Here is a 15,623-nt window from a genome sequence, read left to right as displayed (position 1 = left end):
TGAAATCTCCTGCAAGCAATGCAGGAGATTTTTTTTAGTTAAAATAAGACTATGAAAAAGCTTTTACTGGCAGCATTGGTGGCTTTGTCGGCTTGCACCGCTCAGAAGGTCAAAAAATCGATGAAGCATTCCACCGTTTTTGAACAGGGTTTTACAGGATTTATGCTCCTGGATCCCCAAAAAGATAAGGTGGTCTATGCCCTGAACGAAGACAAGTATTTTACCCCTGCCTCTAATACCAAACTATTTACCTTCTATGCAGCTTATAAGGTGCTCGGAGAGCAGGTAAATGCCGTCAACTACCTTGAAAATGAGGATTCATTGATCTTCTGGGGAACAGGAGACCCCTCATTATTGCACCCGGACTTTAGCGATAATAGTCTGATGGAGCTCTTGAAGGACTCTGATAAACAACTGTACCTAGCAGATAATTTTGATCAACTATCTGCCTATGCCTCTGGATGGTCTTGGAATTGGTATAATTACTATTATGGACCCGATCGATCCGCATTGCCGATTTATGGGAATATAGTCCGCTTCCAAAAAGAAAAAAATGCCTCTGGGATGACCTTTTCACCCACTTATTTTAAAGATAATATTCATATTGACCCTAGCCTGACCACCAGTGGATATAGAATCCTCCGCGATCAAAAGAAGAATGATTTTCGGATAAATATGGCCTCCAAAGGTCTCGAATTTGCTACCGACAAGCCTTTTATGACCTCCAGTGCTTTGGCGATGAATATGCTGCAGGATACACTGGACCAAGAGCTTCGCCTGATAAGTATGGATCATGTCAAAGGTAGAAGTCACCAAAAACTCAAGGGGATAGCAGCAGATTCACTTTATAAACAAATGCTCAAGATAAGTGATAACTTCCTAGCTGAGCAGCTGATGGTTTTGGTAGCAGATGAGTTGTTTGATTCCCTAAATGTGGACGAGGCCATCGATCAGGTAAAGCAGAAATACCTTGGGGATCTGCCAGACGAAGCGCAATGGGTGGATGGATCCGGCCTTTCCAGTCAAAATAAATTTACCCCTAGAAGTATTATTAAGCTCCTAGATAAAATCAGGAAGGAAGTGCCTGAGGAAAAAATATTTGCCTATTTCCCTTCAGGGGGCCAGTCAGGCACTATAAAAAACTGGTATCCTTCTGATGATGAAAATCCTTATATCTATGCCAAAACAGGCACGCTCAGCGGTGTACATTGCCTTAGCGGCTATTTGCTAACCCAGCGTGGCAAAATCCTTTATTTCAGTTTTATGCATAATAACTATGTGATAAGCTCTGACGAGCTAAAGAAAGAAATGCAGAAAATACTATATATGGTCCATACAAATTATAAATAAGACGTTTCAGTACTTTTTGCCATTTCACCATTATACAGATTCAAATATCGAAGGTGTATAATGGGGATTTTTGCTTAGCTATCTCCGTTATACACTTTTAGGCCTTGACCTAGAAGCATACTTTTACGATCTCAGCCTCCATTTTACCTCCCTCATTTTTCCTCATAGTGCCAAAGGGCTTAAGATGATTGAATGTATTTACGTTAAAAAAAGGACGAAAAAAAGCCCTCGAAAGAGGGCTTATAGTTATAGAAACTAGCATAGAGAATAAATATAGTGGTTCATATTTAGAATAAACAGACATTCATCTTTAAGTTTAAAATGAATTGTAATAATATTGTATATTCTTAGGACATTTATATTTGTAAGTTTTTATGCTTTTATCAGTAGCTGGTTTTATTTACCTATATTGCTAAACTTAATTAAGGTTTCTATTTAATGGTATCCTATAAATTACTGTTTGTCAGTACTTATTGGTTTTAATTCATAGGTTCTTTCCGGCTTGTATTTCATAGTCCAAATGAAGGGGAATAACAAAAATACACCTCCGATAATGGCGCCCACATCGGCTTTTTCATTTCGTGAGAAGTAGCCATAAAATACTTCATAGCCTTCCATTTCGATTCTTACATCGGTGGTGCTACCGACAATTTTAGTGTCTCTGTGCTTATAGGGGGTGATTCCTGCATATTCACCGTTCAAATACAGTTTGCCTCCTGCCGGAATTGTCCTGATCATTGTACTACTTGCGCAGCTACAGATTAGGAGTAACATTGATAGAAATAAGGCCATGCTATTAATTGACTTTTTCATAATTGTTTGTTTTTTAGTAGAGTTTCGAAGCTTGAAAAATAATTAATATTTTTCTATCTAAAAAATATTATTGATAAATAAATTGATTTTTTAAATTTTGTCTAAATTACAAAATTAGATAGGAGGGTGGTTTATAATAAGTGTTAAATGTTTGTTTAAAATTAGTTATTATTTTAATGCTATTTGAACCCTTGTTTTTGTATCTCCGTCCAAAAAGTTAATAATACTAGTTTCCCGAGGTGGTTTGGTGGCTATTTCCACAGGTTTAGGCTTTACCAAGAATAAAATTATAATAGGCAGTGGTTTTCTTTATAATCTTAGCAGGTCTGAAGATTGGAGGGTTTAAATAAGGGTTTTTTCTAGCCACAATCACTTAGATATCCCGCGAGCTTTTACCTACTTTGCTTTCCTACCAAATCGTGGGATGCTTATATCTATAATTTGTGCTGGTGGTTGACGAGGGGGGTAGGCTGCTGTTTATCCATTTCTTTTGCATCGTCCTGAGTAGAAGAAATGGGGGCTAATTGGTTAACTCTGACTGATAAAATGGAGAAGGTAATGGGCGGTGATTATTGGTGTCAGGGATTATTCACTAGCTCTTTTCGCAACCAAGCCATGAGCTTTTCACTGGAGAGGTACTGGAATTTGCGGTCGATAACGGTGAACTGTTCATCGAGCAGAAGAAAAACCGGAGGGACAAATTCACCTTGCCGGCTGCCCAGCAGCAAGGCCAATTCGTGAAACCCCTCGCGTTTGGCAGTGGCTTGGCGATTCTTCCACCATCGCCCGTCAAAGTAAATGTTATCTCGGGATTCAGCATCCATCCTTACAGCATATACCTCATTATTAATCCATTGGACCACTTCCGGTTTCGTAAAAACCTCCTTGTCCATCTTTTTGCAGTAGCTGCACCAGTCGGTATAGAAATCGATAAAGATGGCTTTGGGAGCAATCGCCAAAGAATCTTCCAATTGCTCAAAATCCATCCACCGAATGGATGCCTGAGCATGGGCGAAGGTGGATAAGAGGCTGCTGCTGAGAAGAAGTAAGACGAGTTTATTTTTCATGAGTCCTTGTTTGATCTATTTAAAGGGATTCCCAACTAGTGGAAATCACCAATTTTCAGTCCGAAGAAAAATGTTCTTGGCCGGCCAGGCCCATAGATATAATTGGAATCTCTTAAGGCACCACGGTCGAAGTCACTTTGATAGCTGTTGAGGAAGTTTTGGACTCCTCCCGCAAGTTCGAGATGATAGCCCTTTATCAGGTCAAAATGGTAAGAAAGCTTTAGATTGGCATCAAAGAAATCAGGGGACTGGACCAGGTCCATATAACCGGTGGTGGAGATGATATGGGGCAGGAGCATGGGGCCGGTATAGGCGCCAGTGAGGTCTATTCCCCAGTGCTCCGATAAGGCAAAAGACCCACTGATATATCCATAGCTATTGGGAGATCGTAGGAGGGTGGTGCTGCTCACTACGGGTTCACTCTCTAGCACCGGATCGGTCTCAAAAAGCACTTGTGGGCTGTTATAGGTCGACTTTTGGAAGGTTATCCCCGATTGGATATTTATCGGGGAGGAAGGGGACAGGTTGAGTTCCAGATTTAAGCCACGGACCTTTGCCCCTGTACCATTAATGACCTCCTCTACAATGGAGCCATTTTCCAGGCGCCTACCTGTGCTAACAGTCGTGAAGGGTCTATGCAGCAAGGTATAAAATCCCTCAGCGAGGAGGCTGAATTGCAGATCACCTATGGTATGGCTATAATTTAGGGAGCTGGTATAAGCATCAGAAAGCTCATTTTGGAGCTCATCAGAAAGGATCACAAAGGTAGGTTCTCCGCCTACCGAACTGATGTGTAGGTCTTCATTAAAAGCTTGTGGAGCCCGAAAACCCCGGGCATAACCGAGCCTGAATTGCAGATTTTCTCTAAGGTCGTACAGAAGGTTGATCCGTGGGCTAAGTACTGCGGTGCTGATATCGGAGTCCCTGCTGAGCTGTCCAAGCTGATAATATCCATCCACCTGCGTCAGATCATATCTTCCGCCGGCGAGGGCAGTAAGCTTATCATTGGGTCGCCATTCATATTGCCCATAAAAACCCAGGGTATTTACAGACTGGTCGATCGTCCTTAGGTAGCCGGGAATATGGTCTTCGACCTGACTGATCTGGTATTCTAATCCCATGATGAGCATGTCTTCATTGGTGAAATTCCGGGAGAATTGGCTGCCCATCACTAAGGAAAAGTCATTTGTTTTTCCATAGGCATTGGCGGCCAGCAGGCTGTCGGCCTTGGTTCTTCCGCCTCCTAAGCCCCCATAATAGCTATCTCTGGTGGTTTTCTGACCTGATATATAGGTGGAGAAATTATTTCTATGATCGCCGCTAAAGGCCTCATAAGTAATCCCGCCAATGAGGGTGTTATGCGTGAGTTGCTCCGTGATATCAGTAAGATGCGCGGGGAGATCCAGTTGGTTGCCGCCTCGCCGGTATTCTTTTATGGCCGAGAAATCAAGGCTTATTTTATTTCTCTTGCCGGGCTTCAGGAAGGTTTTCATTCCGAAGGTATTATTTTCCAACTGGGTGATTTCGGTAAAACCGTCCCCATTGGCATCATAGCTGCCTCTCTGCCGATACATACCATGGAAGGTGACGCCTGAGCTCAGGTCCTCGCTGGTCATGGAGCCGTTGAAGTTTAGGGTATTGTCTACTGTCTTTCCGTCGATTAAGGCAAAGTTGGAACCGATCTGCCAGGTATTTTCTACGGGTTCCTTGGTGATGATGTTGATGGTTCCCCCAATAGCATTGGAGCCGTATAAGGCTGAGCCTCCACCGCGCACCACTTCCACTCTTTCTACTATATTCGCGGGGATTTGGTCCAAGCCATAGACGCTGTTTAAGGCGCTGAATACGGCCCGGCTATTGATCAAAATCTGCGAATAGGCACCTTCAAGGCCATTCAGCCGCACCTGTGTAAAGCCACAGTTTTGGCAATTGGTTTCCACACGTACGCCTGGCTGGTAGTTTAGTCCCTCCGAAAGCGCCATGGATTGGGTCGCATTGAATATTTTGGAGTTGAGTACGCCTACCACCACCGGAGATTCTTTTCTGTCTAGCTCATACCTCGTGGCGCTGATGACCACTTCATTTAACCCTAACTTATCCTCTAGCAGATGCAGGTTTACTTCAGCGGTCTTTCCTGCCAATACCTGCACCCTTGCTTTCTTGGATTGATACCCCATGTATTTTACCTCTATCTCATATTCTCCAGGACTAATATCGTCCAGAACAAAACTACCATCTGCCTCAGTCATGACCCCTCTACTGCTGCGCAAAAGCTGGACGGAGGCATATACACCATCGGATTCGCTAATGGTTATTTTCCCTATTATTTTACCTACATCCTGTGAATATGCCATGGTATTAGTAATCAATACCAGTATCAATACAGTCAAAAATCTATTCATATGAGTTATAAGGTGTTCTAAATATATTTTTCGATATATACAAAAATAAATATTAAGGTAGTGTAAATAAAATATTAGGTAAGACTAAATAATATATTTTGATGATCCGATGCTGCTCATAGTCAGTGGAAAGGGACTCGTGGTCATGAAGAGGGTGATTTGTGGACAAATAGAAGCGTCAAAAAAAAATGAAAATAATGGTAAAACATCCAACTGAGACCAAAAAATGGCCGTATGATAGAATTTCAGGGATGTTTTTTTAGAATACCCCTAAAAATTTACCTGAATAGAAACCATGCTATCTATTGTCCTACTTAATCTGCGTAGGCAAAGCCCTGAAAGCACCCCTAAAAACGAGTTAAATTCAACTTAATATATTTCATTTTTACAAGTATTATGAAAAAGTTTATCATCTGTGCAGCCATGTCAGGGCTGTTTTTTGCCAATGTGGATGCACAGGAAACCGAATCAAGCAAATTCCCAAAGGAACTTAAATTCAAGTTAAACGAAGATGGCTCTCAGTACATCAAGGCGAACTTCCTAAACCAGATTTGGCTGAGATATACCGCTGCTAATCCTGGCTCGGAGGTATTCGGAACTGCCGATGAGCATCTGCTGGATGTGGGGCTTCGGCGGACACGGATTGTGCTGTATGGCCAGCTTACTGATCGGGTGTTTTTCTATACCCAGTTTGGACAAAATAACCTTTCCTATCGCTCACCGAGGAAGCAAGGCCTCTTTTTTCATGATGCCCTAGCCGAATATGCCGTGGTTAAGGAGAAAATATCCCTAGGAGCGGGCCTCACCGGATGGAATGGCGTTTCCAGATATTCCTCCCCATCTGTAGGATCCATATTGGGGCTGGATGCCCCACTGTATCAGCAGACCACCAATGATATCAATGACCAGTTTGTGCGGAAATTCAGCGTATATGCAAAGGGGCAACTGGGTCAGCTCGATTATAGATTAGCAGTTTCTAAGCCTATGTCCACTGAGCTATCCACCGCGCAGTCCAACCAGCTGGGAGATAATTCTCTCTTTGCGGCAGAACCAGGCTATGCCCAGGTACATGGATATTTCAAATATATGTTTTGGGATAAGGAATCCAATACCACTCCCTATCAGGCAGGCTCTTACCTGGGCCAGAAACGGGTGATGAATATCGGCGCTGGATTCCTAAGTCAAAAGGATGCGATGTGGCATTATGCAGATAATCAGACAGATACGCTGCGGAGTAACCTTACTATTCTTTCCGTGGATTTCTTTATGGACCAGCCTATTAGCGCGAGCAAAGGCAATGCGATCACCGCTTATGCAGCCTATTCCTACAGTGATTATGGCAAAAACTATATCAGAAATATTGGAGCTATGAATCCTGCCACGGGGGTCAATGAAAACGGAACCTTCAATGGCCCAGGCAATGCTTTCCCTACCATCGGAACCGGGAATACGGTTTTTGCTCAGCTGGGCTACTTATTTGGTCGTGAGGTATTGGGCAAGTCGGGTACCTTACAAGCTTATTTCTCCACCCAATATTCAGACTTTGACCGGCTGGAGGATGCGATGTTGATGTATGATGGTGGCCTAAACTGGCTGATCGATGGAAATCGTGTAAAGCTCACCATGGGCTACCAAAGCAGACCTATCTTTGACTATTCCAACAGCGGAGCCCTGGAAAGTACCAGCAGGAAGGGCATGGCCGTTATGCAGTTTCAAGTAGCAATTTGAGGTTATTATATTATTGCTAAAACAAAAAAAAACCACCCTCAACCGAAGTGCTGAGGGTGGTTTGTTGTTTTTAAGCTTATAGGATAAAAGTAAATTATTTCACTTGCAACGATTGCTCAAAATTGCCTGATAGCTTCATCATCTGCTCTGGTTTACTCGCCCCAATGGTATAAGTAGTGCCAGAAAGTATCGTCTCATCAAAAGCAATTCCTCCCAATAGCTTCTCCACATCATTGCTGATATTTATGAAATTATCCTCGGTGTCGCTCAGAAGGATAGGCTCAGGAAATTCCAGGCTGACGGTTTTATAGCAATCGTTGCTGCCAGTTTCGAATGAAAAGGCCATCGCTTCCTCTCCAGTTCCCACGGTTCCATGTACCTTGGTGAAGATATAGCTCGTAAACCACATCCAAGAGGCGCTCGCCATATTTTGTAAAGCATTGAGCTCACCTGCGATCAGTGTGAGGTCATTATTATAAACAGGATCGATACCTATGGAGAAGTTGATTTTTGAATAAGTGCCAGTTGGCACGTCTTTCAGTATCACATGCTCCCTTACCGAATCTGGAAGCACAAATTTGTCCTGTACCAACTGCTCCTTCATATGCTGGATTAGATAATAGGAATCGGGAATGCTGACCACTTCCCCTTCCATCGTATGCAGCTCCACATTCGAAATCCAGTATCGCAATTCGTCAAACTGAATGGCCTGTCCCTTGGAACTGGTATAGGTCTGATCCAAAACGAAATCATCCTCCCCAAAAGTGTGGGAGAGATGGAGAGAAACAGTACTATTGCCGGGGGCCATCATGGCCTCATCCATATTCTCAGTACATGAAAAACCTGCTAGGATAGCTCCTAATGCTATTATTGACTTAAAGTTAACTTTCATTTTTTGATAATTGAGTAAAAATCTATTGACTAAAATAATTCGATTTCTTTCTGAAATCTCATCTCATTCCTATGGAATGGAGGTTAACAAAGACAAATCTTTGCTTCTGGCATGAACTCCACTTATCATTGTGGGCGTCAACATATATACTCGGGAGGTTTTTCGATATTGCTGCTAAAGTCCTCATTGATCCAAGGGAAATATACATGGATAGGAGCGGAGGTGGCAATTCCTAAAAAGTCGAAATGCGGCATTTCGCTAATTATAAACTGCTCCAGCTCCTTACTGGACTTCATGCTTGGCTGCTTCTCCTCCGACTCATTGCTGATCTCCAGTTTGCTTACAAGAACACAATTGGCGCGACAGATGGTGATGGGCTCATTTCTTTGCACACACTTTTCCCTCGCAAGTTGCTCTTGATGTAGCTTGAAGTCCAAGTAGAGAATGGCGCTTCCAAGGATTTTTAACAGCACTACTGATAGGAGTATCAGTACTGATAGCCGCATATGATTATAATTTAAATGCCTTGATAAAGCCTATGCTCATCCGGTCTTGATGATGGATTTGGTTGCCGTTTAGGTTTTGGGTCAAAGGAGATTGATACAGGAAGCTGAGTGTCCAGTCCTGATGATTAAGGTCCATTCCTGCTTGCCCAAACAGCACATTGCCACCGGTAAGGCTTTGGTTTTCATCGTTCCAGGTATCCTCTTTGGAGCTTTCATAGTACCCACCAATATTGGGGATTACCAGCCACTTTTCCGCGATTGACACTTGGTGAAAGCCCACCAAAGAGGCGTTGACACTATTTCCAAACTGATAACTTTGGGCGCCTTCGGTAGATTGCTTGAAATTGGCTCCTGCATTTAAGCCTGTTTTGTTGATGAATAATTGATAGTTGAAGCGTAATACATAGCTCCAAGCGTCCGTTCCCGGCTGGATGATGGGATCATAAAGGCCTCCAACAGCGGAGGCTTTTCGGGCCTGGCCAGTAGGGGCGATCACGGCAAGGCCTGGGCGGAAGGTATGCCGGGCTTTGGAGGAATAGATATAGTGAATAAAGTCTGCCGCCAGGGTCAGGTCTCCCCATCCATGCACGGTCATCGTGGTGTCACGGGAGGGGTTTGGCAGGTCTAGCATCTTTTCATAATACACCTTATTGGACTCATATGGAAGCAGGAAGGTGAAGTTCCACTTGTTCTTAAGGGTGAAATTCCCTCGGACTTCCACCGTTTGGTAGGTTTCCCAATCCTGGTCCGTTTTATTGACATATAAACCTGTGCCCTCTGGCTCATGCATCAGCTGATGATCAGGGTTTATCTGGTCCACGATCGCAGGCGCGGAGGTGCGGGCATTGGGACTGTACTGATTTGCTAGGCTGTTGGTAGATCCACTGTTCAGGCTGGCGGCAGTATTGGGCAAGGTCCCCGAATAGCCATAGCGGTCATATCCTCCAAAATGACGGGTACGGTAGAAGATTCCGAAATAACTTCTGTTTTGTAATAAGCTATATTCAAAGAAATTGCAGCTATCACAGGCTTGTGCTTCAGGAGTGAGGACACTGCTGAGACAGATCAGGAGAAGTATTACGAGTGGTTTTTTGGTCATGATATTTTCCTAAGGTAAATAGGCTTGGTTAGTAATAAATGTATAATCACTTAAGCTATGAAGGAAAGCCTTTAAGGCCTCCTTTTCGGCATCGGTGATAGTAATGCCAGCCCTGAGCGCGGGAGATAGGCTGTGAGAATGTTGAATTCCGGATCGATAATGGTCCAGCACTTCATCCAGGGTTTCGAACCTCCCATCATGCATATAAGGGGCAGAGAACGCGATATTTCTCAGGGATGGGGTCTTGAAAGCCCCGAGGTCGGAGTCTGCAAAACTGATTCTGAAACGTCCTAGGTATAAGCCTTCCAGCTCCATAGGGTCTGGAAATGAAGCGTCCAGGCCATTATTATGATAGCCAAGATCGGTAAATAGTCCCTCTGTGTGGCAGCTTTTACAGTGCTCCTGATAGAGCTGATAGCCTTGCAGCTCCAGGCTGTTCAAGGCATTTTCTCCTGATTTCCATTGGTCATATTTACTGTTTTGGGATAGAATGGAGCGGACAAATTGCGCCAGAGATCGTCCTATGGCAGCACTCGTGATAGAATCCGTTCCAAAGGCCCTATAAAACATCTCCGGGTAGTTGCCACTGCTATTTAGATAGGCTATGGTCTCATTGAGATTCGCGCCCATCTCATCGGGATGTGTCAGTGGCCCAAAGATCAGGGATTCCAGGTTCCGCGAGCCACCATCCCAAAATAAGCCTTCATTCCAGGCGAGGTTGAAGAGTACCGGGGCATGGCGGTGCAGAGGCTTCCCGGATACCCCCTCTGCAGATAGAGATATCCCATCTCCAAAAGCCAGCTCCAACGAATGGCAGGTGCCGCAGCTTACCTGGCCATTGGCAGAAATTAAGGGATCATAGAATAAGGTTTTGCCCAGCAATACGCCCTCCTCCGAAAGGAGATTGGACTCTGGCTGGGGGAAGGTGGACTGCTGTAAGCTGGCCGCCAATGTAGGGATGAAATACCTGGGTGCAGGATCTTCCACTTCCGGAAGACCCTCCATACAAGAACTTAGCCCAAGCACTAGGATCAAAAGATAGGCGGCGGTATATCCCTTTCTAATTCGCATTATTTTAAGGTAAACATGCCTTCTTGATAGTTTTCAGCCACTTTGATAGCCCATTCGCCACCCATGATGCTGGTGTTTTCCAGCTCGTGAATCACTATCTCGTTTGGCGCATCAAAGAGCGCACTGAGCTCGGCCTCAAAATCTAAATTCACCTCACTATTCCTCTCCAAATCGATAGCTGCCTGATTAAGGTCAAAGGTGATTTCCCTGAAATTAATCGTGCTTGCAGGATCGTTATTGCCTATATGAATGATAAGGCCCTCGCGGACTGATTCTCCGTATTGCCATTCTCCTTCCAGCACCAAAAACTTATACCCGGTATTCCAGTTCCACACCATATCATTACTCGGGTCGAGGTCACCCACCTGGTCAATGGACAGGTTACGTTCCTGATCCACCCCCACATAAAAACTTAGTTGGTCGTAGGCAGCTGTCGGGATGACAAAGGAAAAACTCTTCTGTCCCGCCTGGTCAATTAGGTAATAGCCATCTTCCAGGGTATAGGTTTCTTGGTTAGAGGTATTGGTGAAGGTGATATTGGAAATATAATATTTGAACTTATTGGGAGTAAAGACCTCGCCTGTGGGCAGCTCCATCATTGAATTTTCAAGGTCAAATTCCTCTCCATTGATTAGGTGGGTGAAGTTAAAAGTCACCGAAGCACTGGTAGGAAGTGGATCCACATTGGAGTCGCAAGCCCATAGTGAGCCTAAGAGTGTCGCAATTAAAACTATTTTTTTCATCTTATTTATTGATTAAAGGGATTTGAAAATTTGGGATTACTGATGAATTTTTCATCGGTAAGAGTATGTAGGAAGGCAATAATGGCCTTCTTTTCAGAAGCGCTGAGATGCAATTTTACTTCCGGATCGCCAGCGATAATTTCATTGCTAGCTTCCAAAACCAGTAGATCAAGGTGACTATTCTCTTGCACATGCTGATCGTAATGGTCCAATACTTCCTCCAGGCTATTGAAGCGACCATCATGCATATAAGGAGCGGTTAGGGCGATATTTCGGAGGGTAGGGGCTTTGAACTTCCCCTTGTCGGAGCTGCGGCCAGTGACTGCGGCCAATCCTTCTGCCAGATTTTCATCGCTGTCTAAGCCGTTATTATGAAATCCCAGGAGATCGTCTCGGTTGCCAGAAGTCAGGAAACCAAGGTGACAGTCCCCACAATTGCCCCCTCTTATCTGTAAGGAGGGCTCAGGGTGGGTGTAGAAAAGCTCCATGCCCAATTGCTCTTCAGCCGTCAACTCTACCTCTTCTTTTATCCACTGATCAAATTTGGAATCGCCCGATACCAAGCTGCGCATAAACTGACTAAGGGCCTTGCTTAGCAGCTCCGCCGTGATGAGCTCCTCGCCAAATGCTTCCTGAAATAAATCGGGATAGTGCTCATCTGCCTGCAGCCTGGCCACCGCTTCCTCGATGGGGAGATTCATTTCCCTAGGATCAGAAATAGGCTCCAGGGCTTGATCTTCCAGGCTTGCGGCTCTGCCGTCCCAAAAAAACCTGCTCGTCCAGTGCAGATTGGCTAAAGACATGGCATTGCGATCTCCCAGCTGACCATCAACGCCTCGGCTGAATTGCAGCCCATCGCTGAAGGCTTTAGACTGCTGGTGACAGGAAGCACAGGAGAGACTCTGGTCCAGAGAAAGTTTGTTTTCATAAAATAACATCCTGCCCAATGCAAAGCCTTTCTCTGTCAGTGGATTGTCAGCGGGCATGGCAATGTCGTTAGTGAAATAATCAGGATGCTCCAGCTTGAGGATTGGATTATCAGTGGCGGTCTGCTCCAGATCTTCCTGGCAAGCGCAGACCATTCCCCCGATCACCACCGGCATCAGCAGGGATACGATTCGTAAATGCATAATTATAGGTATAATATATAGGGGAAAACCAACTCTAATCACCTCCAAAACGCCCCTTATAGTGGGTTTTGGAGATTTGCGAACTAGCAATCCATTGATCCTGTAAAATACTTATGAAGCATGCGGATCATAGCAAGTGACGCTAGACCTCCTTTCATTGAAGCGCTATAGACTATATAAGTACCCAAACTGCTTCCGAAAAGACGAAACGGGACTCATGAGGCTATGCCTGAAATGAATAGTGGAGATAGTGATCAGAAGAATAGAAAATCCCTATACTATCGATAATGAATTCCATAAACTGCCGCAAACCAATCCCAATGGGACTAGAAGGACTATTTTAGGAAAAGAAAAAAGGATTAAGAATAAAAACGAGGTGGGTGAAAAATGTCCATGCTGGCCTTATTAAGGATAGATGGAGCGTAAGGGGACTGATGGATATAGGTAATCAAATGGTTGGATATAAATCCTATGGTGTTTTCCTGAAGGATAAAAAGTCCAAAGTCACGACTGAAATCGATACTTCCAGGTTGATCTTCTTGCTGCTGTTTTGCCTCGTTGAGCTTCTCCATTAAGAAACACTTCCCATCACAATGCATTTCTGGCTTGTCTTGATTGACGCAGAAATTATCAATGATATACTGCTTGTTCATGGCATAATCCATCTTAATGACCGAAAACACCATGCTGTTGAGCACAATGATCATAGATAGCCATATGTAAATGATGGATTTGAGCATTTGCATGCAAAATTAGCCTAAAAATTTAAATGAAAAAGGTATTTTCTAAAATTAACTAATACAAAATAGCTTGATGTGAGCTTATAAATTATACTATGAATCGCCATTTCAATGGTAAATATGCCCTCTTTAAGGCTTGTTTATGAGGAGAAAAACAAATGAATTTTAATATTCAGATAATAGGTACCTGAACCTCAAGTAGCTTTAACGCTTCGACTTAAATTTTCTTTTAGATTTCCACTTTACAAGAAGGAGGCGATAATTGCGCTCTAGATGTGGAGGAATCACTTCGTCTGTAAAGGGAGGATAAAAAAAGGGATCAAAATACCAATGGTAATCTGATCCCTGCACATAAAAATACACCAACTTTTAAACTCTTTACTGACTTTAGTTCTAGACAGAATATTGCCGATCAAAGACATTTTGTCTAGAGGATCATTTAATGAAAAGAAAAGCCTAATATCAGCTAATTATAATTTTTGTACCGGGGGGTAAGGCCAGGAATGTATTTTTTGCCTTGGCCATTTTCGGTGGATTTTATTTAAGAAGAATTATAGGAGAGAAGATTTTTTTCTTCCCCATTCCTTTGCTTAGATAGCTCTGCTAAATACATAGGTTTTGGTCTTCCCTTCCTGCAGTCGCTTATCAAATGCGGCGCATACATTTCTCAGGTAAGGCTTTCCGATGGCCGTTAATTCGACCCAGCCATCCTTAATTGTGATAATGCCGTCTTTTTGCATATCCTGAAGTCTCCTGATCAGGTCCATGGAAAGAGGGCCTTCATTGAGTTTTACTTTTTCCAGACAGATCATTTTTAGAATTATATTTCTGATTTCATGATCTTCATTATGCAGGAGATGAGTTTTGCCAGGGGAGAATTTTCCTTCCATCACCGTCTTTTTATAGTCATCCACCATTTTTGGATTCTGAGCATAAGCGTAGTGAATATCACTTATTGCGTTATTTCCCAAGCCTAAAAGCATGCGAGCGCTGTGGGTGGTAGATCCCATAAAATTTCGATGCAGGGTTCCTTGCTGTTTGGCCTTAAGAAGTTCATCCACAGGAAGGGCAAAGTGATCCATTCCTATTTCCTGATAGCCTAGCCTTTGGAGGGTTTTACGGCCTACCTTATAGAGCAATTGCTTCATCTCCCCAGGAGGAAGGTGGTTTTCATACCTTTTTTGTGCTGGAAATGAAGAGGGCATATGGGCGTAACTGTAAAAGGCAATTCGCTCTGGTCGGAGGGTTCCCACTTGCTCCATGGTATGGATGATGCTCTCAGGGGTCTGATGTGGCAGTCCATAGATCAGGTCGAAATTAATACTCGTAAACCCCGTAAGCCTTGCCAAATAGGAAGCTTCCCGAACTGTTTTGAATGGCTGTATGCGGTGAATCGCCTGCTGTACACTAGGATCAAAATCCTGAATGCCAAAGCTAATGCGCTTAAATCCTAATTCGCTAAGCGCTAATAAATGCTCATAACTGGTCGTATTAGGATGGCCTTTGAGGCTATATTGAGCGTCATTGAGTGGAGTACTGGTGGCTTGTATATAAGAAATCACCTCTTTGAGATGCTCCGCTGAGAAAAACGTTGGGCTGCCTCCACCTAGATGGATGCTTGCCAGTTTTGGCTTCTCTGGAAGGTGCTTTAAGTAAGCATCCCATTCCTTCTTCAATGCTTCTATATAGGAAATCTCCTTGCCATGGTCACTGGTGTTCTGCTTGGTGCATCCACAATAGGTACAGAGACTCTCACAGTATGGAAAGTGCAGGTGTAAATTCAATCCCTCTTCGTTACCAAAATCATCGTAGGACTTGCGGACTAGTTTTATCCATTCTCCCTCTTTTATATTGTCTTCCCATAGGGAAACGGAAGGATAACTCGTGTACCTCGGAAGAGGTTGGTTGTACTTTTCAATCAAATCCGCCATTGCTATTATTTTATACCAGTATTGCTAACAAAAATAGCAGGTACGCAAAGGATAAAGAGTGACTTGAATCATTCCGTTTTATGACTTACGTCATGTATTTAGGTTTTATGGCCTAGTTTAAGAATTAGAGGGGTTTTTGAATTTTATGGAT

13 protein-coding genes are annotated in these 15,623 nt (G+C 43.6%); 2 read left to right on the top strand and 11 right to left on the bottom strand.

Annotated features, from left to right (window positions below; all coding sequences use genetic code 11):
* Positions 1-51 precede the first annotated feature (51 nt).
* On the top strand, positions 52-1,350 hold the full coding sequence (locus B050_RS0108975; RefSeq protein WP_018473580.1) for a D-alanyl-D-alanine carboxypeptidase/D-alanyl-D-alanine-endopeptidase: 1,299 nt from the start codon (positions 52-54) through the stop codon (positions 1,348-1,350).
* A 453-nt stretch (positions 1,351-1,803) separates the two neighbouring features.
* On the opposite strand, the gene B050_RS22195 is transcribed toward B050_RS0108975, so the two are convergent.
* The 3 genes from B050_RS22195 to B050_RS0108960 all read right to left on the bottom strand — a co-directional run bounded on the left by B050_RS22195 (position 1,804) and on the right by B050_RS0108960 (position 5,632).
* Positions 1,804-2,163 (bottom strand): PEGA domain-containing protein, encoded by a 360-nt coding sequence (locus B050_RS22195; protein WP_044202181.1) that lies wholly within the window; start codon positions 2,161-2,163, stop codon positions 1,804-1,806.
* A gap of 578 nt (positions 2,164-2,741) precedes the next feature.
* Positions 2,742-3,230, bottom strand: a complete 489-nt coding sequence (locus B050_RS0108965) for a thioredoxin family protein (protein ID WP_018473578.1) — start codon at positions 3,228-3,230, stop codon at positions 2,742-2,744.
* A 35-nt stretch (positions 3,231-3,265) separates the two neighbouring features.
* Complete coding sequence (locus B050_RS0108960) at positions 3,266-5,632, bottom strand: TonB-dependent receptor (RefSeq protein WP_018473577.1); 2,367 nt, start codon at positions 5,630-5,632, stop codon at positions 3,266-3,268.
* 396 nt (positions 5,633-6,028) lie between these two features.
* Here B050_RS0108960 and B050_RS0108955 point away from each other — a divergent pair, with 396 nt between their 5' ends.
* Complete coding sequence (locus tag B050_RS0108955; RefSeq protein ID WP_018473576.1) at positions 6,029-7,360, top strand: hypothetical protein; 1,332 nt, start codon at positions 6,029-6,031, stop codon at positions 7,358-7,360.
* 94 nt (positions 7,361-7,454) lie between these two features.
* On the opposite strand, the gene B050_RS0108950 is transcribed toward B050_RS0108955, so the two are convergent.
* The 8 genes from B050_RS0108950 to hemN form a co-directional block, all read right to left on the bottom strand.
* Positions 7,455-8,252 carry an MbnP family protein gene (locus tag B050_RS0108950; RefSeq protein ID WP_026235756.1) on the bottom strand — a complete coding sequence of 266 codons (798 nt, stop codon included), beginning with the start codon at positions 8,250-8,252 and terminating at the stop codon, positions 7,455-7,457.
* Between the two features lie 137 nt (positions 8,253-8,389).
* Entirely contained in the window at positions 8,390-8,758 is a 369-nt protein-coding gene (locus B050_RS0108945; RefSeq protein ID WP_018473574.1) for a hypothetical protein, read from the bottom strand.
* Between the two features lie 4 nt (positions 8,759-8,762).
* Positions 8,763-9,857, bottom strand: coding sequence for a transporter family protein (locus B050_RS0108940; protein ID WP_018473573.1), 1,095 nt, complete (start codon positions 9,855-9,857; stop codon positions 8,763-8,765).
* A gap of 9 nt (positions 9,858-9,866) precedes the next feature.
* A complete protein-coding gene (locus B050_RS0108935) occupies positions 9,867-10,928 on the bottom strand; it encodes a cytochrome-c peroxidase (protein WP_018473572.1) in 1,062 nt (353 codons plus the stop codon).
* Complete coding sequence (locus B050_RS0108930) at positions 10,928-11,671, bottom strand: MbnP family protein (protein ID WP_018473571.1); 744 nt, start codon at positions 11,669-11,671, stop codon at positions 10,928-10,930. The genes B050_RS0108935 and B050_RS0108930 overlap by 1 nt, the downstream gene beginning before the upstream one ends.
* A gap of 5 nt (positions 11,672-11,676) precedes the next feature.
* Positions 11,677-12,801 (bottom strand): cytochrome-c peroxidase, encoded by a 1,125-nt coding sequence (locus tag B050_RS0108925; RefSeq protein WP_018473570.1) that lies wholly within the window; start codon positions 12,799-12,801, stop codon positions 11,677-11,679.
* 359 nt (positions 12,802-13,160) lie between these two features.
* Entirely contained in the window at positions 13,161-13,541 is a 381-nt protein-coding gene (locus B050_RS0108920) for a hypothetical protein (protein WP_044202188.1), read from the bottom strand.
* A 590-nt stretch (positions 13,542-14,131) separates the two neighbouring features.
* Positions 14,132-15,472, bottom strand: coding sequence for an oxygen-independent coproporphyrinogen III oxidase (gene hemN / locus B050_RS0108915; RefSeq protein WP_018473568.1), 1,341 nt, complete (start codon positions 15,470-15,472; stop codon positions 14,132-14,134).
* Positions 15,473-15,623 lie beyond the last annotated feature (151 nt).

It is taken from the genome of Echinicola pacifica DSM 19836 (assembly GCF_000373245.1).
Taxonomy (GTDB): Bacteria; Bacteroidota; Bacteroidia; order Cytophagales; family Cyclobacteriaceae; genus Echinicola; species Echinicola pacifica.
This window is presented reverse-complemented; position numbering and strand designations above follow the sequence as displayed.